20 protein-coding genes and 1 pseudogene are annotated in these 26,889 nt (G+C 74.9%); 7 read left to right on the top strand and 14 right to left on the bottom strand.

Annotated features, from left to right (window positions below; translation table 11 throughout):
• Positions 1-27 precede the first annotated feature (27 nt).
• The 7 genes from ACWDCZ_RS24090 to ACWDCZ_RS24060 all read right to left on the bottom strand — a co-directional run bounded on the left by ACWDCZ_RS24090 (position 28) and on the right by ACWDCZ_RS24060 (position 9,108).
• A complete protein-coding gene (locus tag ACWDCZ_RS24090) occupies positions 28-867 on the bottom strand; it encodes a serine hydrolase (protein ID WP_449816920.1) in 840 nt (279 codons plus the stop codon).
• Positions 864-2,492 carry an N-acyl-D-amino-acid deacylase family protein gene (locus tag ACWDCZ_RS24085; RefSeq protein ID WP_375875715.1) on the bottom strand — a complete coding sequence of 543 codons (1,629 nt, stop codon included), beginning with the start codon at positions 2,490-2,492 and terminating at the stop codon, positions 864-866. The genes ACWDCZ_RS24090 and ACWDCZ_RS24085 overlap by 4 nt, the downstream gene beginning before the upstream one ends.
• A 29-nt stretch (positions 2,493-2,521) precedes the next feature.
• Positions 2,522-3,322 carry an amino acid ABC transporter ATP-binding protein gene (locus ACWDCZ_RS24080; protein ID WP_380741473.1) on the bottom strand — a complete coding sequence of 267 codons (801 nt, stop codon included), beginning with the start codon at positions 3,320-3,322 and terminating at the stop codon, positions 2,522-2,524.
• Positions 3,319-4,299: an amino acid ABC transporter permease gene (locus ACWDCZ_RS24075; RefSeq protein WP_259316988.1), complete on the bottom strand. Its 981-nt coding sequence runs from the start codon at positions 4,297-4,299 to the stop codon at positions 3,319-3,321. Before ACWDCZ_RS24075 ends, ACWDCZ_RS24080 begins: the two co-directional genes overlap by 4 nt.
• A 31-nt stretch (positions 4,300-4,330) precedes the next feature.
• Positions 4,331-5,221, bottom strand: a complete 891-nt coding sequence (locus ACWDCZ_RS24070; RefSeq protein ID WP_449816919.1) for an ABC transporter substrate-binding protein — start codon at positions 5,219-5,221, stop codon at positions 4,331-4,333.
• Positions 5,222-5,411: 190 nt separating this feature from the next.
• The gene (locus tag ACWDCZ_RS24065) at positions 5,412-6,209 is read right to left on the bottom strand and encodes a hypothetical protein (protein WP_049654642.1); all 798 of its coding nucleotides are present in this window, start codon (positions 6,207-6,209) and stop codon (positions 5,412-5,414) included.
• A gap of 133 nt (positions 6,210-6,342) precedes the next feature.
• Positions 6,343-9,108, bottom strand: a complete 2,766-nt coding sequence (locus tag ACWDCZ_RS24060; RefSeq protein WP_449816918.1) for an SdrD B-like domain-containing protein — start codon at positions 9,106-9,108, stop codon at positions 6,343-6,345.
• A 382-nt stretch (positions 9,109-9,490) separates the two neighbouring features.
• On the opposite strand from ACWDCZ_RS24060, the gene ACWDCZ_RS24055 reads away from it, so the two are divergent.
• Positions 9,491-10,459, top strand: coding sequence for an NAD-dependent epimerase/dehydratase family protein (locus ACWDCZ_RS24055; RefSeq protein WP_449816917.1), 969 nt, complete (start codon positions 9,491-9,493; stop codon positions 10,457-10,459).
• 164 nt (positions 10,460-10,623) lie between these two features.
• Here the strand turns inward: ACWDCZ_RS24055 and ACWDCZ_RS24050 are convergent, their stop codons facing one another.
• On the bottom strand, positions 10,624-11,661 hold the full coding sequence (locus ACWDCZ_RS24050) for an aldo/keto reductase (protein WP_449816929.1): 1,038 nt from the start codon (positions 11,659-11,661) through the stop codon (positions 10,624-10,626).
• Between the two features lie 119 nt (positions 11,662-11,780).
• On the opposite strand from ACWDCZ_RS24050, the gene ACWDCZ_RS24045 reads away from it, so the two are divergent.
• Positions 11,781-12,401, top strand: a complete 621-nt coding sequence (locus ACWDCZ_RS24045; protein ID WP_380741476.1) for a TetR/AcrR family transcriptional regulator — start codon at positions 11,781-11,783, stop codon at positions 12,399-12,401.
• A gap of 703 nt (positions 12,402-13,104) precedes the next feature.
• Here ACWDCZ_RS24045 and ACWDCZ_RS24040 read toward each other — a convergent pair.
• A pseudogene (locus ACWDCZ_RS24040) lies at positions 13,105-13,656 on the bottom strand (TerD family protein); the annotation flags it as partial.
• Positions 13,657-13,914: 258 nt separating this feature from the next.
• Here ACWDCZ_RS24040 and ACWDCZ_RS24035 point away from each other — a divergent pair.
• Positions 13,915-15,174: a pyroglutamyl peptidase gene (locus ACWDCZ_RS24035; RefSeq protein WP_449816916.1), complete on the top strand. Its 1,260-nt coding sequence runs from the start codon at positions 13,915-13,917 to the stop codon at positions 15,172-15,174.
• Positions 15,175-15,240: 66 nt separating this feature from the next.
• Here the strand turns inward: ACWDCZ_RS24035 and ACWDCZ_RS24030 are convergent, their stop codons facing one another.
• Positions 15,241-15,741: an inorganic diphosphatase gene (locus tag ACWDCZ_RS24030; protein ID WP_049652137.1), complete on the bottom strand. Its 501-nt coding sequence runs from the start codon at positions 15,739-15,741 to the stop codon at positions 15,241-15,243.
• 229 nt (positions 15,742-15,970) lie between these two features.
• On the opposite strand from ACWDCZ_RS24030, the gene ACWDCZ_RS24025 reads away from it, so the two are divergent.
• Positions 15,971-17,047, top strand: a complete 1,077-nt coding sequence (locus ACWDCZ_RS24025; RefSeq protein WP_049652136.1) for a restriction endonuclease — start codon at positions 15,971-15,973, stop codon at positions 17,045-17,047.
• Between the two features lie 76 nt (positions 17,048-17,123).
• On the opposite strand, the gene ACWDCZ_RS24020 is transcribed toward ACWDCZ_RS24025, so the two are convergent.
• The 3 genes from ACWDCZ_RS24020 to ACWDCZ_RS24010 form a co-directional block, all read right to left on the bottom strand.
• On the bottom strand, positions 17,124-19,019 hold the full coding sequence (locus ACWDCZ_RS24020) for a CocE/NonD family hydrolase (RefSeq protein ID WP_074005759.1): 1,896 nt from the start codon (positions 19,017-19,019) through the stop codon (positions 17,124-17,126).
• 222 nt (positions 19,020-19,241) lie between these two features.
• Entirely contained in the window at positions 19,242-20,066 is an 825-nt protein-coding gene (locus ACWDCZ_RS24015) for a Mut7-C RNAse domain-containing protein (RefSeq protein ID WP_082345763.1), read from the bottom strand.
• A 102-nt stretch (positions 20,067-20,168) separates the two neighbouring features.
• Complete coding sequence (locus tag ACWDCZ_RS24010) at positions 20,169-21,446, bottom strand: MFS transporter (RefSeq protein ID WP_074005760.1); 1,278 nt, start codon at positions 21,444-21,446, stop codon at positions 20,169-20,171.
• Positions 21,447-21,914: 468 nt separating this feature from the next.
• Here ACWDCZ_RS24010 and ACWDCZ_RS24005 point away from each other — a divergent pair, with 468 nt between their 5' ends.
• The 3 genes from ACWDCZ_RS24005 (at position 21,915) to ACWDCZ_RS23995 (ending at position 26,158) form a co-directional block, all read left to right on the top strand.
• A complete protein-coding gene (locus tag ACWDCZ_RS24005; protein WP_449816915.1) occupies positions 21,915-24,371 on the top strand; it encodes a molybdopterin cofactor-binding domain-containing protein in 2,457 nt (818 codons plus the stop codon).
• A gap of 35 nt (positions 24,372-24,406) precedes the next feature.
• A complete protein-coding gene (locus ACWDCZ_RS24000) occupies positions 24,407-24,874 on the top strand; it encodes a (2Fe-2S)-binding protein (protein WP_049652133.1) in 468 nt (155 codons plus the stop codon).
• Between the two features lie 126 nt (positions 24,875-25,000).
• Entirely contained in the window at positions 25,001-26,158 is a 1,158-nt protein-coding gene (locus ACWDCZ_RS23995) for an alpha/beta hydrolase (RefSeq protein ID WP_449816914.1), read from the top strand.
• Between the two features lie 12 nt (positions 26,159-26,170).
• On the opposite strand, the gene ACWDCZ_RS23990 is transcribed toward ACWDCZ_RS23995, so the two are convergent.
• The gene (locus tag ACWDCZ_RS23990) at positions 26,171-26,767 is read right to left on the bottom strand and encodes a TIGR03086 family metal-binding protein (RefSeq protein ID WP_449816913.1); all 597 of its coding nucleotides are present in this window, start codon (positions 26,765-26,767) and stop codon (positions 26,171-26,173) included.
• Positions 26,768-26,889 lie beyond the last annotated feature (122 nt).

Below are 26,889 nucleotides of genomic sequence, written 5' to 3'. Positions count from 1 at the left end.
GCCCGGACCTCCCTGGCCCGGAGCCCGTCAGGCCGGCCGCTGGGCCCAGGCCGCGAGGGCGCCGCCGACGTCCCGGATGGCGTGCACGGCGGCCCGCTCGGTGCTGGGCCCGAGCGCCACGTCCCAGTGCGCGACGACCGCGTAGGCCACCCGCCGGGCGCCCACGATGACGCCCGCGTCGGCCCGCACCCCGGTGTCCGTACCGGTCTTGTTGGCCACCAGCAGGCGGCCGGGCAGCGGTTCGGGGAAGCCGGGGGCGTACGGGTCGTGGTCGATCAGCGCGGGCACCAGCCCGTGGTCGGTGTTGGCGCGCATCCAGCCGAGCAGCCGGGCCGAGGCCCCCGGGGTGGCCACGGTGCCCCGGACCGCGAGGGCCACCAGGCGGGCCAGGTCGCGGGCGGTGCCGGTGGCGAAGACCGGCGGGAGGTCCGGCCCGCGCTCGTCGCGCACCCGGTCGTGCAGGGTGAGCCGTTCCAGCCCGAGGTCGCGGGCCAGCCGCGCGGTGGCCGGCAGGCCGACCAGCCGCAGCAGGGCGTTGGTGGCGGTGTTGTCGCTGACCGCGGCGGTCAGCCAGGCCAGGTCCTCCACCGTCCAGCCGGGGCGGCTGAGCCGGCCGAGCAGGCCGGTGCCGCCGGTGACGTCCTCGGGGAGGATCGCGGCCGGCTGCCCGGCCGCCAGTTCCCCGTTGTCCAGCCGCCGGGCGACCTCGGCGAGCAGCAGCAGCTTGGAGGCGCTGGCGACGGGCAGCACGACGGTGTCGTCCACCCCGACCGCTTCGCCGCCGTCCACGTCGACGGCGGCCACCGCGAGGGTCAGCGGGAGCGCCGCCGAGCTGCGCGCGGCGGCGGCCACCTGGGCGAGGCTCATCGGACCCGCACCACCTCTCCGGCCCGGCTCGCGGTCGGCCGGCCGCCGCGCACCGCGACCCGGCCGGCCACCACGACGGTCTCCACGCCCGCCGGCGCCAGCAGCGGCCGCTCGAAGGTCGCGCCGTCCAGGACGGCCGCCGGGTCCAGCACCACCAGGTCGGCGACGGCGCCGTCCCGGACCACCCCGCGCCCGGCCAGCCGGAACCGCCCGGCGGGCAGGCCGGTCATCTTGTGCACCGCGAGCTCCAGCGGCAGCAGGCCCTGCTCGCGCCCGTAGTGGCCGAGGACCCTGGCGAAGCTGCCCGCCCAACGGGGGTGCGGGCGGCCGGGTTTGGGCACGCCGTCCGAGCCGATCATGGACAGCGGGCTGGCCAGCACGCGGCGGACGTCGTCCTCGCGCATCGAGTGGCTGATGATGGTCACCTCGCCCTGCGCCTCCAGCAGCAGGTCGCTCACGTAGTCGACCGGGTCGGCGCCGCGCTCGGCGGCCAGGTCGGCGATCCGGCGGCCCTCGGCGGTACGGCGGGCGGGCGCGGCGGCCACCGAGATCAGGTCCCAGCCGCCGTTGCCGACGGTGTTCTCCCAGCCCTCGACGCCGTTCGCGATGTCCGCCCGGATCCGGTCCCGCACCTCCTTGCTGCGCAGCCGCTCCAGCAGGGCGGCCGGCCCGCCCTCGCTGGTCCACGGCGGCAGCATCGCGTGCAGCACGGTGCTGCCGGCGGTGTACGGGTAGACGTCGCAGAGCACGTCCACGCCGTCGGCGCGGGCCTGTTCCAGGCGCGGCAGGGTGCGCAGGGTGGCGCCCCAGGCGTGCCGCCCGGCGGTCTTGTGGTGGGAGACCTGGAGCGCCGCGCCGGAGCGCACCGCGATCTCCAGCGCCTCCTCCAGGGCCTTCTCCACCTGGGACATCTCGTCGCGCAGGTGGGTCACGTACGGCTTGCCGTGCCGCGCGGCGACCTTGGCCAGGGCCACGATCTCCTCGGTGTCCGCGTAGACGCCGGGCGGGTAGATCAGGCCGGTGGAGAGGCCGGCCGCGCCCTGGGCCAGCGCCCGGTCGAGCAGGTCGCACATGGCGGCCAGCTCCTCGGGGGTGGGCGGGCGGTCCTCGAAGCCCATCACCCCGGCGCGCAGCGTGCCGTGGCCGACCAGCGAGGCGATGTGGTTGCGGCGCAGTTCGGGCCGCTGGCCGGCGGCGAAGGCGTCGAAGTCCTCGGCGGGCAGCACCGGCCCGAGGCCGAAGGAGACCCGCAGGTGCCCGGCCAGTTCGGGCAGCCGCTCGGGCAGGGCGGGGAACAGGCTGATCCCGCAGTTGCCGCTGATCTCGGTGGTGACGCCCTGGAGCAGCGGGGCGAGCCGCAGTTCGTCCAGGGCGTCGCCGTCGGTGTGGGTGCCGCCGCCGAAGGGGGCGGCGAGCGCGTCCGAGTGGGTGTGGACGTCGATGAAGCCGGGGGTGACGACCCGTCCGGTGACGTCCAGCGTCTCGGCCGCGGCCACCGCGGTGCCCGGCGGCAGGACGGTGACCCGGCCCCCCGCGACGGCGAGGTCGGCCGCGCGGCCGGGCGCCCCGGTGCCGTCCACCAGGGTGCCGCCGCGCAGCAGCAGGTCGACCGGGGTCGTGGTCACGTCCGCTCCCATCAGTCCTGTCGCTCCCATCAGAGCACCGTCGAGAGGAAGGCCCGGGTGCGGTCGTGCCGCGGGGCGGTGAACACCTCGGCCGGGCTGCCGGCCTCCACGACGGCGCCCTCGTCCATGAAGACGACCCGGTCGGCGACCTCGCGGGCGAAGCCCATCTCGTGGGTGACGACGATCATCGTCATGCCGCTGCGGGCGAGGTCGCGCATCACGCCGAGCACCTCGCCGACCAGCTCCGGGTCGAGCGCGGAGGTGGGCTCGTCGAAGAGCATCAGGGTCGGTTCCATGGCCAGCGCCCGGGCGATCGCCACCCGCTGCTGCTGGCCGCCGGAGAGCTGGGCCGGGTAGTGGTCGGCCCGGTCGGCCAGGCCGACCCGGGCGAGCAGCTCGCGGGCCCGGCGCTCGGCCTCCTGGCGCGGACGCCCCTTGACCGCGATCGGGCCCTCCATCACGTTCTGCAGCGCGGTGCGGTGCGGGAAGAGGTGGAAGCGCTGGAAGACCATGCCGATCCGCTCGCGCTGGTGGCGGATGTCGCGCGGCCGGCGCTCGCGCAGCCTGCTGCCGGAGGCGCCGTGCGGCTCGTAGCCGACCAGTTCGCCGTCCACCTCGATCCGCCCGGCGTCGATCTTCTCCAGGTGGTTGAAGCAGCGCAGCAGGGTGGACTTGCCGGAGCCGGAGGGGCCGATCACGCAGAGCACCTCCCCCGCCCGGACCTCCAGGTCGATGCCGCGCAGCACCTCCAGGTCCCCGAAGTGCTTACGCACCTTCCGGGCCGACAGGACCACCTCGGCGGTCGGCTTCGCCGGATCCGTACCCGTCACTTGCCCTCCCCCTTCTTCACGCGCTTCTGTGCTGCGCCGCGCCCCGGCCGCAGGTTGGCCAGCACCCGGCGGTGCAGGGCCGGCGGAGCGCCGGCCGGGTTGAACTTCCGCTCCACCGCGTGCTGGGCGACGCTCGCGATGGTGGTGAGCACCAGGTACCAGAGGGACGCGACGATCAGCAGCGCTATCACCTCGAAGTTGGCGAGGTAGAGGTGCTGGGAGACGGTCATCAGGTCGGCGCCGGCGATGACGGAGACCAGCGAGGTGGTCTTCAGCATCGAGATGAACTGGTTGCCGAACGGCGGGATGATCACCCGCATCGCCTGCGGCAGCACCACCCGGGTGAGGATCTGCCGGTTGGACATGCCGAGCGAGGCGCCGGCCTCGCGCTGCCCGGGGTCGACGCTCTGGATGCCGGCCCGGACGATCTCGGACATGTAGGCGCCCTCGTTGATCGACAGGCCGAGCAGTGCCGCCACGAAGCCGGTGATCAGGGTGTTGGACTGCCAGCTGACCAGCTTGGGCCCGTCGAACGGGATGCCGATGCTGATCTCCGGGAAGAGCAGCGCCAGGTTGAACCAGAAGATCAGCTGGACCAGCAGCGGGGTGCCGCGGAAGAACCAGGTGTACGCCCCGGCGGTGGTCCGCAGCACCGGGCTGTCGGACAGCTGCATCACCGCGACCACCACGCCGATGACGATGCCCACCACCTGGGAGATCAGGGTGAGTTGGACCGTCACCCAGAGCCCTTCCAGGATCACGCCGTCGAACTGGTACCGGGCGACGATGTCCCAGTGCAGGTTGGGGTTGACGATGATCGTCCAGGCCAGCCAGACGGCGACGAAGGCCGCCGCCAGCACGGCGAACCAGCGCGCCGGGCGGGGCCGGCCGGTGACCTCGAAGGCCAGGTCGTCGTCGGCCGCGGCCTCGGCGGTCGGGACTCGGCCGGCCGGTGCGGGCATCGCGGGGTCTCTCATGTCGGTGCTCATCTCGTCGGTGCCGCCGTTCTCACTGCGCCGCGTTGACGGTGGCGCGCTCCACCGCGCTGCCGCCGACCTGGTAGGTGTCCAGCACCTTGCGGTACTCGCCGCTCTCGATCAGCTCCTGGAGCGCCTTCTGCACCGCGTCGCGCAGCCCGGAGTCCTTCTTCGCCACCGCGATGCCCCAGGGCGCCGTCCCGTACTGGTCCGGCAGCACCTCGTAGGAGCCGCTGTTCTGCACGAACATCTGCGCCACCGGGTAGTCCACGATCGTGGCCACGGCCCGCTCGCTGTCCAGCTGGAGCAGCCCGGTCGGGGCGTCCTCGCTCTGCGAGATCGCCATCTTGGTGGCGCACTTGGCGTTCTGCTGCTCGCCGATCTCCAGGTTGGAGCTGCCCTTGGCGAGGACCACCTTCTTGCCGCAGAGGTCCTCCAGGGACTTGATGCCCTCGGGGTTGCCCTTCTTCGTCATGATCACGCCGCCGGTGCGGAAGTAGTCGACGAAGTCGACGGCCTGGCGGCGCTGGGCGCTGTCCGTCATGGAGGACATCACCAGGTCGTAGCGGCCGGCCTGGAGGCCGGGGATCAGGCCGTCGAAGGAGGAGTTGGCGAGCTCCAGCTTCAGGCCGAGCCTCCCGGCGACGGCGGCGGCGAGGTCCGGGTCGACCCCGGTCAGCTCGGTGGTGCCGGGCTTGTACATCTCCATCGGCGGGTAGCCGACGGAGGTGGCGACTCTGAGCACGCCGCTCTGCTTGTTCTTCGCCGGGAGCAGCTCGGAGGCGCTCTTCCCGGCGTTCTGCGCGGCCTGGGCCGCGCCGGCGGCCGGGGAGCCGCCCTGGTCGGAGCGCCCGCAGGCGGTGGCGGCCAGGACGACCAGGGACAGTGCGGCCAGACAGCGCAGGGAACGGGGGCGGTTCATCGGCTACTCCCTCGGGCGGTGACGGTGCGCCGATGCTGGCAGCCGGGTCCGGGTGAACGGAAGATGATGAAGCTATTGCTGCCTCACCAACGATTTTTGTACGGCTGACCGCCCTGCCCTGCGGCTTCCGGCCGTACCGGGCCGGCCTGGTCGCCCGGTCAACCGGTCAGCCGACCGACCGGTGCGCCGGTCAGCCGGTGAGCCACGGGGCCTCGGGCAGCTTGGCGTCCGGCTGCCGTCCGGCGAGTTCGACGGTGGTGGGGGTGCCCAGCCCCGGCATCCGCATCGTCACCCGGCGCAGCCCGCCGTCGCCGTCGACCCAGTAGGTCAGCGGCGAACGGGCGCCGTCGGGCGCGGCCCCCTGGGCGCGCGGACCGGCGAAGCGGTCGTAGCCCTTGCCGTCGATCCGGTCCCGGCCCAGCCAGCGGGCCCCGGACTGGGCGAGCAGCAGCGGGTTGTCGGGGCGGTCCGCGCCGAGCTGGACCAGCAGGTTCAGTCCGGCGTCCAGCGGATCCGCCGTGTAGGTGCGCGGCGACCAGCCCTGGCGCGGGATGCGCTCGGCCTGCTCCCAGGCCGGGGCGTCGGTGGCGGGGGCGGTGCCGGCCTGGTCGGGGGCCAGCCCGAGGCCGCCGGTGTCCCAGACGATCAGGCCGTGGTCCAGCGCCCCGCTCGCGCCGGTGGTCCGGTAGCGGCCGACCCCCCGGTGGTTGCGGTAGTCGACGACCCCGTCGACCCGGATGGTGACGCCCCCGCCCTCCTCGGCGGTGAGCGTCACCGCCACCGGGCTCGCCTGGTAGAGGTTCAGCCGCGACAGGGCGAGCCGGCCGGCCTCGTCGGTGGTCACCGGGCGTTCGACGGCCTCGTCGGAGACCGTCCGGTAGACGGCCACGCCGCCCGCCGCGGCGCCGCACACCACGATCGCGATCAGGGCCTTGAGCCAGTGGGACCGCCGGGGCCCGCGGCCGTCGGCCTTCGTCTTGCGGGGCATGCAGCCGCTCCCTCTCCTCGGTCGGACACGACAGTCGGGCGGGCCCGGGGACCAACGGTCCCACGAACCCGCCCGATTCGGGCCCGGTGCCGGTCTCCCCGCACCGGGCCCGGTACGAACACCCCGTCAGGCCCTATCCGCGCTGGGCGGCCTTGCGCCTGCGGGCCACCAGCACCGTGGCGGTGCCGAGGGCGATCAGCGCCGCCGCGCTGGTCAACACGATCGGCATCCCTTCACCCGCACCGGTGTTGGGCAGGTGCCCGGACGCCGGAGGCGCCGGGGCCGGCGGCACCGGGGCCGCCGTCGTCGGCGCCGGGATCGGCGTCTCGGTCGGGGTGGGCGTCGGTGTCGGCGTCGGGATCAGCTTGTTGACGGCCGTCACCTCCACACCGGCGTCGAGGTTCGCCGAGGTCAGCTTCAGCGGACCGAAGACGGTGACCTCCGGCGCCGCGTAGCCGTCCGGCGGGCTCAGCTCCTGCCAGTAGTACGTCCCCGGCACGCCGGTGCCCTGGCAGATGCCGTCGGCGCCGGTCGTGCAGGGCTCACCGACCTTGGTGTCGGGCTTGTCGCCGGTCGGCTGGAGCCCGTCGGTCCCGTTGGTCTCGTGCCACAGCTGGAACTTGGCGCCGGCCAGCGGCTTGCCGTCCTGGTCGTGCTTGACCAGGCGCAGCGCGCCCTCCTGGAGCCGGAAGCCGAAGTCGTAGGTGTGGTCGTTCTCGCCGGGGCCGCCGGTGGTCAGCGCCCGCTCCGGGAACTTGCCGTCCTTCGGAACGATGCCCTTGGAGTCGATGAAGTGGTTGTCACCGACGTCGTGGTCGGTCGGCACCCACTGGAAGAGGGGGCCGTCCTTGGCGTAGTCCGCCGGGTTGTCCAGCTTGATCGTGTACTTGGTCCTCGGCTTGAGGCCGCCGTCGACGTTGCTGTCGTCGAAGTAGTACTCGCCGCGCTTGGTCGTCTTGGTGGTGCCGACGAGCTTCCCCGACTCGTCGTACAGGTGGACGGTGGCACCCGGAACCGGCTTCTGGCCCGGCAGTTGGAGGCCGCTGCGCTCGGGGTCGTACCAGACCCGGTTGCCGATCTGGAGCGGTGCCTGGTCGCAGAGCACCTCCAGGTCGCCCATCGCGGCGCCCTTGCCGAACGGCGGGATGCCCGGGCCCGCGTTGAGCCGCACGCCGCCGTCCGCCTTGCCGTCGCGCTTCTGGAAGGCGCTGCCGTAACCGAAGGCCTGGCTGTCGCTGTCGTAGCCCGAGGTCACGATGGAGTCCTCGACCTTCGAGAACGCCATCCCGGCGTTGGCCGGGTTGTTGTGGCCGATCCGGGCGTTGTCGAAGAACCGCTGGCCCCGGGCCTTGGACCCGCAGCCCAGGTTGGTGTCCAGCACGTACGTGCCGTTCTCCGGGCAGGCCTTGAGGAGGTCGCCGCCGGGCAGGACCTTGGACATCGCGCTGCCCGTCGGGCTGGCCGCCGACTGGTCGCCGAAGCGGTCCCGGAAGGCGAGCAGCATCGAGCCGTCGGTCTCGAAGGCGATCTCGGCGACCGCCGGCTCGGGGTTGGCCAGGTAGTTGGCCCCGCAGGCCTGGCCGTTCTGGGTGGTCGGGAAGGTGTCCTGCCACGGGAACCAGGCGGTGCCCGGGCACGGGCCGCCGACCGTGGTGCCGCGCGGGTAGTCGAGCGGCTGGTTCAGCACGGCCGGCTTGAACGCGCCGGTGGACAGGTCGAACGGCAGCACCACGGCGCGCAGGTCCGTGGCCTTGCCGGTGGACTCGCCCGAGCAGACGCCGCCGAGGAAGCCGGTGCCGTCCTGGATGCCGAGGCCGTACGGACGCCAGTCCCCCGGCGCCGGGCAGCCCGGGTCCGGGATGGCGTAGGCGGCCTTGGGCGCGGCCGCCGTCGCCGCGGTGGCGTCGTAGCGGTAGAGCTTGCGGTCGTTCAGGTTGACGACGAAGAGGTCCTTGCCGTCGTCGGTGATCTTGATGCCGCCGAGGCTCTCCTTGCCCACCGGGGCCAGGAAGCCGTCGTCGTTGCCCGGGCCGTGCGGGGTGGTGCCCGCGTCCGGGACGGTGGCGAACAGCGTGGTCTTCTTCGTCGCCCAGTCGGTGACGTAGATCCCGCCGGGGCCGCCGGGGCCGTAGGCGGTGGTCCGCTTGGCCTGGGCCGAGGAGAACACCCGCTTGTCGGCCTTGTTCCAGGCGATGCCGTACAGGTTGCCGGTCTGCCCGGCCGTGGCCACGTCGGTCAGGGTGAAGCCGGTGCCGGCCGTGCCCCGGGACTCGTACGGGAAGGACACCAGCGTGTGCTGGGCGGCCCCGTCCTGGGGCGGGTTCTGACAGGTCGACACCAGCGGCGCGTTCTTCTGGCAGTAGTCACCCGGGCTCCAGAGCCCCGTGGTGATCTCCACCTTCTTGCCGCCGGAGAGGTCGACGAACTCCTCGTTGGAGCTCAGCTTGTTCGGCCCGCCGTCCAGACCCTCGCGGGAGGCGAAGGCCGGGTAGAGCACGCCCGGCTTCGGGTTCACCACCTGGACGCGGTACTTGCCGCCGGTCAGCTTGCTCGCGGCCGGCGCCAGCGTCACCGTGCCGTCCGCCGCCGTGGTGCCCTCGATGGCGACCCCGGCCTCGTCGGTGAGCGTCACCTTCACGCCCGCCATGCCCGATTCCAGCCCGGGCGTCCACACACCGTCGGTGTCCACGGCCCGGATCACGTGGACCGCCACCGTGCCGTCGCCGGTCTGGGGGAAGGCCGGCGGGGCCGCCGCCAGGGACCAGGAACCGGCCAGTACGGCCAGCGTCACCGCGCCGCCCGCGGTGCGAAGGCCCGCGGCGCGGCGGCCGAGTGGACCCGTCCGCCGCCCGCCGGAGCCGCGCGCGGCACCGACGGTTCGATCATTTGTCGTCGTCATCCCTGCTCTCATCATCCAGTTGGGCCTGCCGCCCGACCTCGGGAGCGAGTTCGCGAGTGGCGGAAAGCCGCCATTGTTAACGGGAGCTTAAAGGGACTTCACACAAGTTCGCCGGGAAACAAGGAACTTTGACAGGAGATCAGACGTTACGAGGCCGTCACGGCTGCTCATCCGGCCCCGGCCGTCGAGCCGTTGACCAGCGCCGATCCGCCTGCTGCGGCCCGCCGCCCCCGGCCGTCACCGTACCGCACCGTTGACCGTCGAACACTCTTCCCCCCGGAACCGTCCACACCGGGCCCCGACTCACCCACCCCACCCACAACTTGGGCAACAACCGGCCACCGGCTGGCCCCGCCCCGGGGCGGACTGGCACGATGTCCGAATGCGCATTCTGGTCATCGGCGGCACCCGCTTCATCGGATTCCACTTCGCCGAGGCGGCACTGGCCGCCGGGCACGAGGTCACGGTGGTGCACCGGGGCCGCTCCGGCGCCGGACTCCTCCCGGACGCCACCCACCTGATCGCCGACCGCGACGCCGACCTGTCCGCGCTGCGCGGCCGGCACTGGGACGCCACCGTCGACCTCTGCGCCTACTACCCGCGCCAGGTACGGGAGTTGGCGGCCGCCCTCGACCCCGGCGCCGCCGGGCGCTACCTGCTGGTCTCCTCGCTCTCGGTGTACGACGTCCCGGCCGCCCCGGGCTACGCCGAGGACTCCGCCCTGCTCCCCGCCGACGGCCCGGAGGCCGAGGAGATCACCGCCGGGACCTACGGCGTCCTCAAGGTCCAGTGCGAGCGCGCCGCCCGGCAGGCCTTCGGCCCGGAGACCCTGCTGGTCCGCCCGACGTACGTGATCGGCCCCCGCGACTACACCCACCGCTTCGACTACTGGGTGGAGCGCCTCACCCGGGGCGGCGAGGTGCTCGCCCCGGGCCGGCCGGACGCGCCGCTCCAGGTGGTCGACGTCCGCGACCTCGCCGCCTGGATGCTCGCCCTGCTGGCGCGGGGCGCCTCCGGCGCCTACCACGCCGCCACTCCCCCGCCGTTCGGCATCGGCGACCTGCTCGACGCCGTCGCCGCGGCGGTCGCCCCGCCCGGCACCACCCTCACCTGGGTCGACGAGGACTTCCTCCGGGCCGCCGGCGTCCAGGAGCGCGCCCTCCCGCTCTGGCCCGCCGACCCGGAGAGCCGCGCCACCAGCACCGCCGACCCGGCGGCCGCCCTCGCCACCGGCCTCGCCCTCCGGCCGGTGGCCGACAGCGCCCGCGACATCCAGCCGTTCGAGCGCGTGCCGGGCACCCTCGACCCCGAGCGGGAGGCCGAACTCCTCGCCGCCTGGCACCAGCGGTAGCGGTAGCGGCGCCGACGCGGAGTCCACCGGCACGGGGCCGACCGCCGCCCCGCGACAGCCGGTCCGGCCCCGGCCCGGACATCTCCCGGGCCGGGGCCCACGCCGCTCGGGCCTCCCTCGCCTCCGCTGGTCGCCACGCCCCTCCCCGTCCCTCCCTGCGCGCCTCAGCCCGCCAGGGGCGGGTTGAGCCGGGCGAACGCCTCCTGCCGCCGGTACGGGAAGTACGGGTACGGCGCGGTGCGGGCGCTCGCCGCGTCCAGCCGGGCCACCTGCTCCTCCGTCAGGGACCAGCCGACCGCGCCGAGGTTCTGGCGCAGCTGCTCCTCGTTGCGGGCGCCGATGATGACCGAGGAGACGGTCGGACGGCGCAGCAGCCAGTTGATCGCCACCTGGGGGACGGTGCGTTCGGTCTCGGCGGCGACCTCGATCAGCGCGTCGACCACCCGGTACAGCAGCTCGTCCTCCACCGGCGGGCCGTAGTCGGCGGTGTCGTGCAGCCGGCTGCCGTCCGGGAGCGGCTGCCCGCGGCGGATCTTCCCCGTGAGCCGGCCCCAGCCGAGCGGGCTCCAGACCAGGGCGCCGACGCCTTCCTCCTGTGCGAGCGGCATCAGTTCCCACTCGTAGTCGCGGCCGACGAGCGAGTAGTAGACCTGGTGGGCGGCGTACCGGGGGCGGCCGTGCCGATCGGCGAGGGCGAGGGACTTCATCAGCTGCCAGCCGGAGAAGTTGGAGACGCCGGTGTAGCGGATCTTGCCGGCCCGGACCAGGTCCTCCAGGGTGGCGAGCACCTCCTCGATCGGGGTGCCGGCGTCGTAAGCGTGCAGCTGAAACAGGTCCAGATAGTCGGTGCCGAGGCGGCGCAGCGCGTCGTCGACGCTCCGGACCAGCCGGGCGCGGGAGGTGCCGGCGTCCTGCGGGCCGTCGCCGGTGGGCAGTCCGGCCTTGGTGGAGATCAGCACCTGGTCGCGGCGGCCGCGGACCGCCTGACCGAGCACCTCCTCGGAGGCGCCGTCGGAGTAGACGTCGGCGGTGTCGAAGAGGGTGACCCCGGCGTCGATGGAGATGTCGAGGAGCCGGCGGGCCTCCTGGACGTCGGTGGTGCCCCAGGCGCCGAACAGCGGGCCGCGCCCGCCGAAGGTGCCGGTGCCGAGACTGAGCGCGGGCACCTTGAGTCCGGACCCGCCGAGCCGGCGGTACTCCATGTCGGTGGCGATGGTCATGGCGGATTTCTCCCCTCGAAGCCCCTAATGGGACCGCTGTTCCGTTAGGATGCTCTGAACCTAGCAGAGTCCACCCGTCTAATGGAACAGGAATCCCGTTAATGGCCGTCGAGCCCTCCACGCCCGGCACGGTCCGCCCCGGCGGCCGGACCGCCCGGGTCCGCGCCGCCGTCCTGCGCGCCGCCGAGGACGCCCTGGTCGAGCGCGGCTTCAGCGGCCTCGACCTCGGCGACATCGCCCAGCGGGCCGAGGTCGGCCGCACCACCGTCTACCGCCGCTGGGGCAGCACCACCGCGCTGGTCGCCGACCTGCTCGCGGACATGGCCGAGCAGTCGCTGCCGCGCACCGACAGCGGCTCCCTCGCCGGGGACCTCCGGGCCAACGCCCGGCTCGTCCAGCGCACCCTGGCCGACCCCCGGCAGGGCGCGCTGTTCCGCGCCGTCATCGTGGCGGCGACCTGCGACCCGGACGCGGCCGAGGCCCTGCGGCACTTCTACCGGCGCCGGGTCGAGGAATGGGCGCCGTGCGTCGCCGCGGCCGTCGAGCGCGGCGAACTCCCGCCGGACACCGACGGGTTCGAGGTCGTCCGGGCGGTCTCGGCGCCGCTCTACTACCGGATGCTCACCACCGCCGAGCCGCTGGACGAGGCGGCCGCGGACCGCGCGGCGGAGGCAGCCGAGGCGGCGGCCCGCGCCGGGGCGTACCGGCGGCAGGGCGGCTAGGAACGCGAACGGCCGCACAGCGCCGAAGCGTTGTGCGGCCGCCGGGCGCGGCGAGGGCCCTGGAAGGCCGGAACGACGCTCCGACATCATCCGGCCGACGGCGGGGGCCGCCGGGGGGCTCCCCAGGCGGCCCTCGCCGCGGCCGCGACCTGACGGTTCAGAAGACGGTTTAGAAGAAGCCGTCGTCCTCGTAGTAGTTGTTGACGACCACCTGCGGGTCGTCGTCGAAGGCCTCGTTCAGCAGCGCGCCGCCGACCAGGCCGGCCGCGCCGGCGCCGATCAGCGCGCCGGTGCCGAAGCGTCGTCCGCCCTGGGCCTGCTGGCCGGGCACCTGCGGCGGCTGGCCCTGCTGGACCGGCTGCGGGTAGCCCGCCTGCGCCGGGGTGTAGAACGGCGGGACGTTGGTCTGCACCCGCTGGGCGCAGGCCACGCAGGCCTCGATCTGGCGCGGCACGCCCCACTGCGGCGACCAGTACACCGCCGTGGTGCCGGCGCCGTGCGAGGGGTCGAAGAAACACGTCACGGGGTAACTCCCTGGTCCTTGCCGGGTCATCGGAACGGCGGGCGCGGCGGCGGGCAGCACGGCCGGCATCGGGGCCGCGACCGGCGCCGGCGGCACGGCGGGCGGAGCCACGGGCGGGGCGGGCGGCACGACCGGCGGCTTCACCGGGGCGGGCGGGGCGGCGGCGGGCGCCGGCTGCAGGACGTCCACCCCGAAGTCGGTGGCAATGCCCGCGAGCCCATCGGCGTACCCCTGCCCGACCGCCCGGAACTTCCAGTCCGCGCCGTGCCGGTACAGCTCGCCGAACACCATCGCCGTCTCGCTGCCGGCCTCCGACGCCACGTCGTACCGGGCCACCTCGGTGCCGCTGTCCGGGTCGACGACCCGGATGTGGGCGCCGCGGACCTGCCCGAAGGACTGCCGCCGCTGCGCCGCGTCGTAGATCGCCACCGCGAAGACGACCTTCTCCACCCCGGCGGGGACCTCCGCGAGCCGGACCTCGACCTGCTCGCGGTCGGCGCCGCCGCCGGCCCCGCCCAGGTGGCGGACCGAGCCGTCCGGGCTCCGCAGGTTGTTGAAGAAGACGAAGTGCTGGTCCGAGGCGACCTTCCCGTCCGCCCCGCAGAGCAGCGCGCTGGCGTCCAGGTCGTACCCGTCACCGGCCGTCCAGCCCAGGCCCACCCGCACCACCCGCACCCCGGGGGCCTGCTTGCCCAGGGAGACGTTGCCACCCTTCGTCAGGGCCACGCTCATGGAACTTCCTCCACCACCGTACGAGTACCGCTGTTCGACCACGACAACGCTGTAGAACTCGCGGCGGTTCCCGGTCGAACCGCCGGCTTTCCGTCCGGGCCGGAACGCCGTCCCACCAGCGGCGGAACGCCGCCCGAGGGGCCCGCGGCGGCGCCTCCCGGTACCGGACGGGCCGGTCCGGCGGCCCTTGGACCGGCGTACGGCGCGCCGGGTCGGCACTCTGGCGGGCCGTCAGGTCCGGACCTATTGTCAGCGCACATGACATGTCTACGCCGCACCGCCGGACTGGCCGCCGCGCTCGCCGGCACCCTCGTCGCCCTGCTGGCCCCGGCCGCCGCCCAGGCCGCCCCGGCCGGCTGCCGCACCTCCGCCACGGTGCCGCTGGACGCCGAGCAGGCCCGCCTCCAGGACGCCCGCACGGCCGGCTTCACCGAGCGCTCCGGCCTGGGCGAGCTGCTCGGCGGCTTCCCCTCCGCGCTGTGTGCCGCCCGCAACGCCCGGCAGGCCGAGCGGGTGGCCGACACCTGGGGCCGGACGCTCTGGCAGGCGGGCGTGGACCGCGCCCAGGGCCGGCGGCCGAGCGGCGAACTGCCCGCCCGGGACGACCGCCCGCTGTACTGGACCAGGCTCGCCATGACCGTCCAGCTCGCCCGCTGGCAGCCCCGGTTCGACGTCGACCACGCCGCGCTGCGGGCCCGTTTCGAGGACGCCTCGCGCGGCCTGGACGACGGTTTCAGCGCCGCCCCCGGCGTCCGGCGGATCTTCGTCAGCGGCTTCGACCCGTTCGGCCTGGACGCCGAGGCGCGCCGCGCCAACCCCTCCGGGTCCGCCGTCCTGCAGCTGCACGGGCAGCGGATCACCCTCGCCGACGGCAGCACCGCCGAGGTCCGGGCGGTCGTCCTGCCGGTGCGCTACGGGGACTTCGACAAGGGCATCGTGGAGCGCGCCTTCACCCCGCACCTGCGGCCGGGCCGGCAGTCCGCCGACCTGATCACCAGCATCAGCCAGGGCTACCCGGGCAAGTTCACCCTGGAGGAGTGGGCCGGGCGCGCCCGCTCCGCCGACCCGGCCACCGACAACGTGGCCGCGCTCTCCGGCGGCACCTCCCAGCACCCGGTGGACGCCCCGGGGCTGGCCCCCGGGCCGCAGTTCGTCCGCACCACCCTGCCGACCGACGCCATGCGGGCCGTCCAGCAGCCCTTCCCGGTGCTGCTCGACACCTTCGTCACCGAGATCCCGGCGGGCGCCACCGGGCCGGTCTTCCGGCCGGACGGCCCCACCCCCGGCTCCCGCGCGGTCTCCGGTGGCGGCGGCGGGTACCTCTCCAACGAGGTCGCCTACCGCTCCAACCGGCTGCGCCTGTCCCTCGCCCCGGACCTCCCCGGCGGCCATCTGCACACCCCGGTCCTGAACGGCCTGCCGGCCGACCCGGACCGGCTCACCGCACCGGAGTTCGAGCAGAACGAGGCCGCGATCGGCGACGAGGTCCGCGCGATCCTGAGCGCCGCCAGGCTCTGACGGACCGTCCGGGCACGTCCCGGGGACGGTCCGCGGACGGTCCGGGGCGGCCCGGGGGGGCGCCCGCTACGCCGGGTCGGCGAAGCGGGTGCCCGCCGCGCGGGCCCGCGACTCGGCGATCTCCGCGTAGGCGGCGTCGCGGCCCGCCCAGTGCGAGCCCTCGACGGACTTGCCGCGCTCCAGGTCCTTGTACACCTGGAAGAAGTGGGTGATCTCCAGCAGGTCGAACTCGCGCAGGTCGCCGATGTCCCGCAGGTCGGCGTAGCGCGGGTCGTGGGCCGGGACGCAGAGCACCTTCTGGTCCGGGCCGCGTTCGTCGCGCATCACCCACACGCCCACCGCCCGGCAGGTGAGCACGCAGCCGGGGACGGCCGGCTCGCCGCCGAGCACCAGGGCGTCCAGCGGCTCGCCGTCGCCGCCGAGGGTGCCCTCGACGTAGCCGTAGTCGGCGGGGTAGGCGGTGGCCGTGAAGAGGGTGCGGTCCAGCCGGATCCGGCCCGCCACGAAGTCCATCACGTACTTGTTCCGCGACCCCTGCGGGGTCTCGATCATGACCTCGAACTCCACCGCTGGCCTCCTCCTCGGCTCCTGGGGGGATTGTCCGCCGTCCGGACGCCCACCGGAAGCACCCCCGCCGTCGAGCCGCCCCCGCGCCGCCCGAGGCCCGTGCGCACGCCGGTGCCCGTGCGCCAGGTCTCGATTGTGCGGCGGAAGTGACGGCCCGACAATTCTTCGTCCACGATTCCTCTACGGTGACGCCTGCAACAGCCGTCACCATGCAAGAGGGGGCACGCCCATGTCCCGGAGCCGGAAGCTCCACCGCCTCAGCAACCCCGACGCCGACGAACGCCGCGCCCAGCGCGCGCTCTTCCGTCACCTCCGCGACGACACCAACGCCAACCGCGGCCGGATGGCCCGGCGCGTCCGCGAACTCCAGCTCCTGCTGGCGATGGACCCGGTCGAGTTCGAAGGCCTCATCGCCCGGCTGATGGAGGCGATGGGCATGAAGGTCGAGCTCACCGCCCGGTCCCGGGACGGCGGGGTGGACGTCCGCGGCATCGACCCCGACCCGTTCCGCGGCGGCAACGTCATCGTGCAGGTGAAGCGGTACCGGGACACGGTGGCGCCCACCGCGGTGCGGGACCTGTACGGGACGCTGCGCCACGACCAGGCCGCGACCAAGGCCGTCCTGGTCACCACCAGCAGGTTCGGCCCCAGCTCGCACCAGTTCGTCGCGGGCAAGCCGATCACCCTGCTGAACGGCTCCGAGCTGGTCGGTCTGCTCAAGCACCACGGCTTCCACGAGGTCTTCGCGGCCGTCCAGGACGAGGCCTCCGCCGAGGCCGGCGCCCTGGACGGACTGCCCGCGATCGAGGTGGCCGCCGAGCCCTCCCGGCTGCTCCTGCACTGGACCGGGGAGGAGGAGTACGACATCGCCGCCCTGGTCTGCCGGGGCAACGTGGCGCTCTCCGACGACCACCTGGTGTTCTACAACAACGGCTCCACGCCGGACGGTTCGGTGCGGCTGGTGACCGGCTACGGCGACGCGAACGCCTGCCTGATGGTCGACTTCGACGCGCTGCCCGCCGACGTCGACCGGCTGGTGGTCATCGCCGCCGCGGACACCGAGAACCACCCCGGGGCCACCATGGGCGGGTTCGCCGGGCCCGCGCTGATCCTGGAGGCCGGCGCCGGACAGGACGCGGCCGTGGTGCACCTGGCGGACGGCGCGGAGACCAACACCGCGATGCGGCTCGGCCGGTTCGACCGCGAGCCCTCCGGGGACTGGGAGTTCACCCCGGCCCTCGCCGGGTACCCGGGCGGGCTGCGGCAGGCCGTGACCGCGTACGGCCTGGAGGTCGTGGACGCGTGACCCGGCGCGACACGACGTGAGGTGAGGTGCCGACGCGGGGCGCCCGGCCGAGACCGGGTGCCCCGCGTCGCACCCCTCAGCGCACGACGGGCAGCTCCAGCGCCGAGCCGCGGTCGCCGCCCCAGCCGATCCGGTAGCCCGCCTTCCCGTCGGCCGGGAGCAGCTGGAAGGAGTCGGGGTTGGCGGCCGCGACGGTCAGCCGGATCCGCTCACCGGCCCGGAACAGCACCGAGACGGGCTGGAGGTCGATGGTGACGCGCTGCGCGCGGCCCTGCGGGAAGTCCTCGGCGTCCTCGGCCGCGTAGCTGCGCGGCGTGCGCAGCCGGCGCCAGTCGGGATTGTCCGAGCGGTCCGCCACCGCCCGGTCGGCCAGCGAGAGTTGACCCTCCGTCAGATAGGTGACCCGGCCGTCCGGCGCGACGTCCTCCAGGTAGACGTGCAGGGCGCCGCGGGCCGAGCCCGCCAGGCCGGTGACGTCGAGGGTGACCTTGCCGTTGCCGGTGACCCGGGTGTCGGCGCCCAGCGGTGCGGTGGTGTAGCCGAGCAGCTTGGCGTCGACGGCGGCGCGGTCGGGGTAACTGACCTCGTCGCCGCTGAGGTTGGTGTTCCAGCGGTCCAGCGGGCCGGTGCCCGCGGTCGGGTCGAGGAGCAGCTGGTCGGAGCCGCCGCGGCGGTCGTCCGCCCCGTCGACGGACGAACGGCCCGTGGGCGGGTGGTCGGTGAGCGAGCGGCCCGCGCCGAGGTCGAACCGCCGGGTGCGGGTGCCGGGCACCGGCCAGCGGGTGGTGGTGCGCCAGACGCCCTCGTTGAAGGTGTAGTAGTGCACCCGTCGGGTGCCGTCGGGGCGGGCGTCACCGCGGACGTAGCGGTCGAAGAAGTCGAGCACCCGCTGGTCGTTCTCCTGGTGCTCCTGCCCGGTGAGCGGGCGGGCGGGCTGGAACGGGTCGGCGAACCAGCCGGCGCCGTGGTTCCACGGGCCGATCCAGTCGTCCTGGGTGTTGGACAGGCCGGTGAACTGGGAGAGCACCCCGTTGGCGGTGCCCGCGTCGAGCCAGCCGGCCCTGGTCAGGACCGGCACCCCGCCGGCCTCGACGGCGTCGGTCCGCTCGCCGACGCTGCCGACCGTCCAGCTCTTCGGCCCGTCCCGGTAGTCGCGGTGGACGCCGGAGTGCGCCATCTCGACCAGGTTGGCGTTGTTCGCGTGCTCGGCGCGCGCGGCGGCGAGCAGGGCGGGGCCGTCGGGCCCGTCGACCGGCCGGGGCTGGAGGCCGGTGAGGCCGATGCGCGCGCAGAGCTGCCGGGTGTCCTCGTCCGTCTCGCAGGTGGTGCCGCCGGCCTGGTCGAGGATGCGCAGCAGCAGCGCGTACGGGGCGACCCGGGGTTCGATGAGCAGGCCGCCGGGGCGCACCAGGTCCTCGTAGGGGTCAAAGTCGTAGGAGATCGGGGCGGCGGCGGTGATGTGGTGGTTGCCGAGGGAGGTGGCGAGCATCGCGGTGTCGCCGCCGTAGGAGATGCCGGTGGTGCCGATCCGGCCGTTGGACCAGGGCTGGGCGGCGATCCAGTCGCTGAGCGGGCCGCTGTCGGCGGTCACGTCGGCGCCGAGTTCGGAGGTGAGGGTGCCGAAGGAGGCACCGGTGCCGCGCAGGTCGGCGACCACGTAGGCGTAGCCGCGGGCGGTCCACCGCTCGGCCTCGCCACTGGTGCCGCCGGGTTGGCCGGCCTTGACCCTGGCCCGCCAGTAGCGCTGGGTGACCAGGACGGTGGGCAGGTCGGCGCCGGCCCGGGTGCCCTCGGGCAGGTAGACGTCGACGGCGAGGCGGACCCCGTCCGGCATGGTCACGTAGCGCGACCGCAGATGCGGCTCGGCGGGCCCGGACGGCCCGGCGGCGGCCGCCGGGGCGACCGAGAGCCCGAGCACGGCCGCGGCGGCGACCAGCGCCGCCAGCGGGCGGCGCAGCACTCCCCGCCTCATCGGACGGTCGCCTTCCGGGTGCCTTCCTCCGGGCGTGCCTCGGCCCCGACCGGGATGGTCACCACCGCGGTGTCCGTGTCCCCCGTGTCCGTGGTGCGGAAGGGCTGTTGCCCTGGCTGAGTACTCATACGACGACCTGGCCTCTCTCCTGCGAGTGAGTAGCGTGGTCTCGTCCCCCACCGCCGATGGGACCACGGGCGCCGGGCCGTCCGCCAGAGCGCGCTACCCTGAGACGACCCCGATCCGGCCCTGGCCCTCCCCGGACCCGTGGACCTCCCCGAACTCCCCGACCGGCCCGGGCTCCTGGCCCGGTCCGCCGGCCCGGCCTGGGCCGAAGTCGCGCACCGCCTCGGCGACGATCGCCTCCAGCCGGGCGTGGTGGGCGCCGCGCCAGTAGGCCTGGCCGCAGTCCTCGCACTGGGCGAAGGCGTCGTACGAGCGCTCGGTGCCGTCCCGCAGCTGCTCGCGCACCGAGGTCTTGGTGGCCGGGTGCAGCCTGCCGTTGCAGGCGGTGCAGCGGCTCCACGGGGCGAGCGGCGGCGCGAAGCGGGAGAGCACGTCGCGCAGTTGCTCGGCGGGGCGGTGGCTGTAGACGTAGGCGCCGGCCCACAGTTCGCGGCGGCGCAGCAGGCCGCGGTCGCGGGAGAGCATGATCCGCTGCTCGGCGGCCGAGCGGGCGGCCAGGGCGGCGTCGCCGATGTCGGGGTTCTCGTACGCGGCGTCCACGCCGAGCAGGCGCAGCCGGCGGGCGAGGGTGCCGAGGTGGACGTCCAGCAGGAAGCGCGCCGGGACGGGCGAGGGCTGCGGCCTGGCCACGGCCCGGACGGTGATCTCCTCGCCGTCGGCCGGGACGTGGCTGTCGGGCACCGCCCGGCCGTCCACCAGCAGGGCGCCGACCTCGGTGAGCGGCACCCCCAGGGACTCGACGACGTGGCCGAGGGTGGAGGCGCCGTCGGTGCGCAGCGCGGTACGGCCGGCCCGCCGGGGCGCGGAGACGAAGAGGTGCAGCTCGGGGGCGAAGTCGAGCTGGATCTGGGGTCGGTCCACGCGGCCAGCATGCCAGCGGGCGGCGGCCCGGGGCCACCGGGTTTCCGGTCCGGTCCCGTTGGACGCTCCCCGGGCCGCCTTGGGGGTTCCCGTCCCGTACGGTCAGGCCCCTGGCGCCGCTCCCGCCACCACCGGGGGCGCCGGCGGTGACACCGCGTGACCGCGGTCCCGGGCCGCCCAGCGGGCGACCGGCCCCATCGCGTACCCCGCCGCGAGGAACACCCCGCCCAGGACCAGCCAGCCGGCCAGGCCCCCCTCCAGCAGCAGCGCGGTGAGCAGCAGCGGTCCGAGGGTGCGGGCGACGGCGACGCCGGTGCCGAAGAAGCCCTGGTACTGGCCGATCCGCCCGGGCGGGGCGAGGTCGAAGGCGATCTGCCAGCTGCCGGCCGACTGCCGCATCTCCCCGGCCACCTGCAGGACGGAGGCGGCGACCAGCAGCGCGCCGACCGCCCAGACCGGCACGTCCAGCGCGGACAGCCCGAACACGGCGCAGGAGCCGAGCAGCAGCAGCCCGGCGGAGCGGACCGCCCGGGCGGCCGGTTCCAGTCCGGTGATGCCGCGGGCCGCCCGGACCTGGAAGGCCAGCACCGCGAGGGTGTTGAGCACGAACAGCGCCGAGCCGAGCCAGCCGATCCCGGGGGCGCGCGCGGCGATCCAGAGCGGGATGATCAGGCTGAGCAGCGGCATCCGCAGCAGCAGGACGGCGTTGACCGCGGTGACGGCGGCGTACCGGCGGTCGCGCAGCACGGCCAGGCGCGGCCCGGCGTCCGACGGCCCGGTCGCGGGCGGGGCTTCGGGCAGCCGCCGCAGGACCAGCGCGCCGATCAGGAAGCCGAGCGCGGTGACGGCGAAGGCGGCCAGGTAGGCGGCGCGGGTGCCGACGCTGAGCGCGATGCCGCCGATCGCCGCGCCGACGGCCAGTCCGCCGTTGAGGGTCGACTGGATGTGGGCGAGCAGCGCGGTCCGCTGCGCGGGCGGCACCAGGGCGGCGACCAGCGCCTGCCGGGCGGCGGTCAGGCCGGACTGCGCGGTGGCGTAGAGGCAGACCGCGAGCAGGAACAGCGGGTAGGAGCGGATCACCAGGAAGGCGGCGACCACGGCCGCCGTGCCGAGCGCGAGCGCCATCGAGGTGCGGCGCGGGCCCCGCTGGTCGGCGAGGTGTCCGAGCGGGACGCCGGCGAGGGAGCCGAGCGCCCAGGCGAGGGTGAGGCCGAGCCCGAGGGCGGTCGGGGACATCCCGACCACCCGGGTGAAGTAGAGGGCGGAGCAGGTGTAGTACGCGCCGTCGCCCACGGCGGCGGCCAACTGGGCGGCCGCGAGGGTCCGCTGGGGCCCGGCGGGCGGCAGGGCGCCCCAACGGGCGGTTCGGTCGGACGGCATGCCCCTCCTTCACTCGTTCGCGGGCGCCACCGGCCGGAGGCGTCCGGGCGGTCACCCGCACGCGCCCCAGGGCCGTCAACGCCCCGCGTCCGTAAACGCCTCACGGACCGTCACCCTTGTTCGCGGCCCCCGGACGGGCGGCGCGCGGAGTCGGTCCTCGCAACCGCCGGTTCGGGTGCGCCCCCAGCCTACGGAAGAACCGGCCCAGTGGAACGGTCCAGTGATCAAGGAATTTCCTGGGCCAATTCTCCCTGCCGCCGCACCGTCGACCGACCCCTGAACCCGCGTGCGAGGGGCGCCAGTTGGCGCCTCCGAGCCCGTCCCGGCGGCCCTGCTCCGGCCCCGCCCGCAGCTCCGAAGCGCCGTCCGTACCCGCTCCGACTCCGCTCCCGCCGACCGTCGCACAACCGTGATCGGGCCGACCAAGGGCCAACTTTGACCGTGTTGACCCGTCAGTAGCCTCCTTTTATGCTCAACGGCGTTCGCGATCCGGCACCGGCCCGGGGCCGCCCCGCCCGCCCGTTCCGTCGCCGTCTCCGGCCCGAAGGGTGTCCTCCCATCAGCACCTCCCTCGCCCCCTCGGACTCCAACGGCCGACCGCGCGACGCCGGGCACCCGCACGGTACGGCTGCTGCCACGGACGCCCCGGGCACCTCCGGCGCTCCGGCCGACCCGGACGCCCCGGGCCCGGAGGGCACCCGCCGCCGGCGCTTCCTCACCTACCTGCTGGCCGCGCCCACCCTCACCGTCGGCGCCCGCCTCGGCGCCGACGCCGTCGCACCCGCCACCGCACAGGCCGCCCCGCGCCCCGTCCCGTCCCCCGCCGCGGCCGCCGTGCCGGTCCGCGAGACCGCCCTCCCCCAGCAGCTGATCGGCCTGCCCGGCATCCCGGACATCGTCGACCTCGGCGACGCGATGATCATCGCCGGGCTGCCGACCGCCCACCTGCTGGTCCTCGAAGTCACCCCCGCCGGACGCGCCGTGCTGCACCTGCCCCGGCTGGAGGTCGGCCAGGGCCTCACCACCGCGATCGCCGTCATCGTCGCCGAGGAGCTCGACGCCCGGCTCTCCGACGTCGACGTCCCGCTCTCCGACGCCCGGCCCGAACTGCTCTTCAACCAGCTGACCGGCGGCTCCAACTCGATCCGCTCGCTGTACGACCCGGTGCGCGCCGCGGCCGCCGCCGCCCGGGCCCGGCTGGTGACCGCCGCCGCCAGGCGATGGAACGTTCCCGCGCCCACCCTGCGCACCGCCGACTCCGCCGTCCTCGCCCCCGACGGCCGCCGGCTCGGCTACGGCGACCTCGCCGCCGAGGCGGCCACCGTCGCCGCACCCGCCGTCCCGGCCCTCCCCAAGACCCCCGACCAGCTGCGCCTGGTCGGCCGGCCGACCGGCCGGATCGACGCCCGCGACATCGTCACCGGCCGCGCCAAGTACGCCGGGGACCTCGACGTCCCGGGCGCCGTGCCCACCGTGGTCGCCCGCCCGACCACCGTCAACGGCACCCTCAAGTCCCTGGACGCCTCCGCCGCCCGCGCCATGCCCGGAGTCCTCGGGGTGGTGCAGATCCCGACCGGCGTCGCCGTCCTCGCCGAGACCTTCGACCAGGCGCTCAAGGCCCGCGACGCACTGCGCACCACCTGGAACCCGGGGCCGGTCGCCGGCCTGTCCGACGCCGACGTACGGTCCCGGCTGCGCGCCGCCCACCTGCCGTCCCTCCCGCCGCCGCTGCTCTCCCACCGGCTGGAGGGCGAGTTCGACTTCGCCTTCGTCAACCACGCCCCGATGGAGGTGCTCACCGCCGTCGCCGACGTCCGGCCGAACCGGGCCGAGCTGTGGTTCGCCGCGCAGAGCCCGATCCTCGCCCAGGGCACCATCGCCGCCGAACTCGGCCTGCCGACGAACGCCGTCACCGTCCACGTGGTACGCGGCGGCGGCTCGTTCGGCCGCCGGCTGTTCTTCGACGCCGCCCTGGAGGCCGCCCAGGTCTCCAAAGCCGCCGGCCGCCCGGTCAAACTGATGTGGACCCGCAACGACGACATGCGCCACGGCCGGATGCGCCCCGCCAGCCACCACATCGTCCGGGCCACCTACGGCCTCGGCCAGGTGTTCAGCTGGGAGCACCACGTGGCCGGCGTCCGCACCGACCTCGGGCACGGCCTCGGCGACATGTTCACCGCCGCCGGCTACAAGCTCCCGCTGGCCGGACTCACCGGCGCCGAACTGTTCTTCCTGCTCACCGAGAAGATCCCGTACGACGTCGGGGTGACCAACCAGCTGCTCGCCGAGGTGCCGCTGGAACTGCACACCGGCAGCTGGCGCTCCGTCTACTCCGGCACCGTCCGGGTCTCCGACGAGATCATGATGGACGAACTCGCCCGCCGGATGGGCCAGGACGAACTCGCCTTCCGCCGCGACCGGATGCGCAGCGCCACCGGGCGGGCGGTGCTGGACGAGCTCGCCAAACGGGGCGGCTGGGGCCGCCCGATGCCCCCCGGCCAGGCCCAGGGCATCGGCTACCACGACGAGCACAGCGCCTGCGTCGCCTACCTCGTCGAGCTGGACGCCACCGACCGCGCCAACCCCCGGGTCACCAAGGCCGTCGTCGTCGCCGACGTCGGCCGGGTGATCAACCCCACCGGCCTGGAGGCCCAGCTCACCGGCGCGCTGGTCGACGGCATCTCGGTGATCCTCCAGGCCGGCAACCACCTGGACAACGGCGCCTTCCGGGAAGGCAGTTACGGCGACTTCCACTACGCCCGGCAGCGGCACACCCCGCCGGTGGTCGAGATCCACCTGATGCCGCCGAGCGGACCGCCCGGCGGCGCGGGCGAGCTGGGCGTCCCGGCCGCCTCCGCCGCCGTCGCCAACGCCTACGCCCGCGCGACCGGCACCAGCCCGCGCTCCTTCCCGATCAACTTCTGACCACCAGCCGAGCCAGCCGAGGAACCGCGACCCCCATGCCCAGCCACACCTTCGTCCTCAACGGGCAGCCCGTGACCGTCGAGGCCCCGGACGACATGCCCCTGCTCTGGGTGCTGCGCGACAAGCTCGGCGTCACCGGCCCCAAGTACGGCTGCGGGGTGGGCGTCTGCCGCGCCTGCACCAGCCACCTGGACGGCCAGGAGTTCCAGCCCTGCACCCGTTCCGTCAAGGACTGCGCGGGCCACACCGTCACCACCATCGAGGGCCTGGCCGACGGCGAGGTCCTCCACCCCGTCCAGGAGGCCTGGCTCGCCTGCGACGTCGCCCAGTGCGGCTTCTGCCAGCCGGGCCAGATCATGACCGCCGTCGCCCTGCTGCGCCGCACCCCGAACCCGACGGACGCGGACATCGACCAGATCCAGAACATCTGCCGCTGCGGCACGTACCCGCGCATCCGCGAGGCGATCAAGCAGGCCGCCACCCGGCAGGGCGCCAAGCCCTGAGCCCGGGGCCCGGGTTCGGCCCACCGCCGTCCCGCCGCCGATCCTCCGCCGCTCCGAACCCTGGCGTCACCGGTCCAGACCACCTAGGCTGACCGGGCCCCGTCGCCGAGCCGGCAAGGATGACGCATGATCAGGCGCCGTTCACTGCTCGCCCTCACGGGCCTGGGCGGGACCGCCGCCCTGCTGCCCGCCGCGCCCGCCCTCGCCGCGCCGGTCGCTCCGACCGCCCCGCCGCGCACCATCGACCTCCCCGCGCCCACCGTCGGCCGGCCGGTCGGCACCGTCAGCCTGCACCTGGTCGACCACGACCGGCTCGACCCCTTCGCGCCCACGCCCGGCCCGCGCGAGCTGATGGTGCAGCTCTGGTACCCGGCGCGCGGCACCGCCGGCCGGCCCCGCGCGCCGTACACCACCCCCCGGGTCGCGGCCGTGATCGAACAAGCCCTGCCGCTGGACCCGGGCACCCTCGGCCTGGTCCGCCCCACCGCCCGCGCCGGCGCGCCCGCCCACCCCGGCCCGCTCCCCCTGCTGCTGCTCGGCCACGGCCGCAAGGGCGGGCGCAGCAACTGCACCGCGCTGGCTGAGGAGTTGGCCGCGCACGGCTACCTCGTCGCGGCTCTCGACCACACCTACGACGCCGCCGCCGTCGAGTTCCCGGACGGCCGGCTGGTGCGCAGCGTCCTGTCGGAGGAGCCGCCGGACTGGGACGCCGCCGAGCGCGAGGAGATCGCCGCGCGGGTCGGCGACCTGCGCTTCGTGACCGGCCAACTGACCGGCGGCCGGCTGCCGTTCCGGGTCGACGAAGCGCGGATCGGCGTGCTCGGCCACTCCATGGGCGGAGCCGCGGCCGCCGAGGCGCTGCGCCAGGACCCGCGGTTCCGGATCGGCCTCGACCTGGACGGCGGCCTGTTCGGCTCCCCCGTCCCGGAACTCGGGCTGGACCGGCCGTTCCTGCTGCTCACCTCGCTCGACGACCACGACACCTGGCGGCGCTGGCGCGAGCACCACCACGCCTGGGGCCGCCACCTGCGCACCCTGGGCGCGGGCCACTTCAGCTTCACCGACCTGCCGCACGCCGCCGTCCCCGGCAACCTTCCGAGCCACCTGCCCCCCGAGCTCTACGCCGCCCTGCTCGGCACCATCGCGCCCGCCCGCGCCACCGCACTCACCCGCACCTACGTCCGGGCCTTCGCCGACCACTTCCTCCGCGACCGCCCCGCCCCGCTCCTCGACGCCCCGTCCCCGCGCCACCCGGAGATCGAGTTCCGCTGGAGCCGCCGGTAGGCGCCGACCCCGTCAGGTGGCCGCCGGGTCGCGGCCGAAGAAGGCGGCGAGCCGGTCGTACGCCGGGGCGTCCTCGGGGACGTCGACGGCGGGCCCGAAGGCGTGCTGCTCCTCCTCGGCGCCCCGGTACTCGGGTTTGAGCGCGCCAGTCGCCCAGGCGAGCGCGGCGAGCGCGACCTCGTGGTCCAGGCCCGCGGTGGACTGGCCGGTGGCATGGGCCAAGTCCCAGCCGTGGACGGCGAATTCGGTGGTCTGCTGGTCCACCGGGAAGCGGGCCGGGAGGGTGCCGACGCCGGGGACCTCCAGGGTGCCGCCGAGGTCGCCGGCCGCGCGCCAGGCGTCGACCAGCTCCTCCGCCCCGGCCTCGAAGGCGTGCAGCCAGTCCTCCTCGACCCGTTCGAAGGGCTGCGACCAGTCCGGCTGCCCGCCCTTCGCCCGGACGGTGAACTGCCGCAGGTCGTGCAGGAGGTGGCTGACCAGGTCGCCGACGTCCCAGGAGCGGCAGGGCGTCGGGTGGCCGGCCAGCTCGACGCCGGTGCCGTCGATCAGCCCGGCGGTCTGCGCGAGCGCCCGGGCGAGCAGCCCGATCGGGTCTTCCGCTGCGGTCATGGCACACCTCTCGGTACGGGTCCCGGTCCGGGAGCACGGGTCGTGCCGGGCGATCGTAAGCGCGTGCGCCGACAACCGCCCGGCGCGACACCGGGCCCGCCGCCGCCCGGGGCGCGCCCCGC

It is taken from the genome of Kitasatospora sp. NPDC001225, from assembly GCF_053597855.1.
The sequence above is the reverse complement of the archived record's forward strand: the minus strand, read 5'-3'. Positions and strand labels throughout refer to the sequence as shown.

Coding starts and splice junctions, on each gene's coding strand:
- ACWDCZ_RS24090 (WP_449816920.1), bottom strand. CDS start 867: ATGAGCCTCGCCCAGGTGGCCGCCGCCGCGCGCAGCTCGGCGGCGCTC.
- ACWDCZ_RS24075 (WP_259316988.1), bottom strand. CDS start 4,299: ATGAGAGACCCCGCGATGCCCGCACCGGCCGGCCGAGTCCCGACCGCC.
- ACWDCZ_RS24070 (WP_449816919.1), bottom strand. CDS start 5,221: ATGAACCGCCCCCGTTCCCTGCGCTGTCTGGCCGCACTGTCCCTGGTC.
- ACWDCZ_RS24065 (WP_049654642.1), bottom strand. CDS start 6,209: ATGCCCCGCAAGACGAAGGCCGACGGCCGCGGGCCCCGGCGGTCCCAC.
- ACWDCZ_RS24060 (WP_449816918.1), bottom strand. CDS start 9,108: ATGACGACGACAAATGATCGAACCGTCGGTGCCGCGCGCGGCTCCGGC.
- ACWDCZ_RS24055 (WP_449816917.1), top strand. CDS start 9,491: ATGCGCATTCTGGTCATCGGCGGCACCCGCTTCATCGGATTCCACTTC.
- ACWDCZ_RS24050 (WP_449816929.1), bottom strand. CDS start 11,661: ATGGAGTACCGCCGGCTCGGCGGGTCCGGACTCAAGGTGCCCGCGCTC.
- ACWDCZ_RS24045 (WP_380741476.1), top strand. CDS start 11,781: ATGGCCGTCGAGCCCTCCACGCCCGGCACGGTCCGCCCCGGCGGCCGG.
- ACWDCZ_RS24035 (WP_449816916.1), top strand. CDS start 13,915: ATGACATGTCTACGCCGCACCGCCGGACTGGCCGCCGCGCTCGCCGGC.
- ACWDCZ_RS24025 (WP_049652136.1), top strand. CDS start 15,971: ATGTCCCGGAGCCGGAAGCTCCACCGCCTCAGCAACCCCGACGCCGAC.
- ACWDCZ_RS24020 (WP_074005759.1), bottom strand. CDS start 19,019: ATGAGGCGGGGAGTGCTGCGCCGCCCGCTGGCGGCGCTGGTCGCCGCC.
- ACWDCZ_RS24010 (WP_074005760.1), bottom strand. CDS start 21,446: ATGCCGTCCGACCGAACCGCCCGTTGGGGCGCCCTGCCGCCCGCCGGG.
- ACWDCZ_RS24005 (WP_449816915.1), top strand. CDS start 21,915: ATGCTCAACGGCGTTCGCGATCCGGCACCGGCCCGGGGCCGCCCCGCC.
- ACWDCZ_RS24000 (WP_049652133.1), top strand. CDS start 24,407: ATGCCCAGCCACACCTTCGTCCTCAACGGGCAGCCCGTGACCGTCGAG.
- ACWDCZ_RS23995 (WP_449816914.1), top strand. CDS start 25,001: ATGATCAGGCGCCGTTCACTGCTCGCCCTCACGGGCCTGGGCGGGACC.
- ACWDCZ_RS23990 (WP_449816913.1), bottom strand. CDS start 26,767: ATGACCGCAGCGGAAGACCCGATCGGGCTGCTCGCCCGGGCGCTCGCG.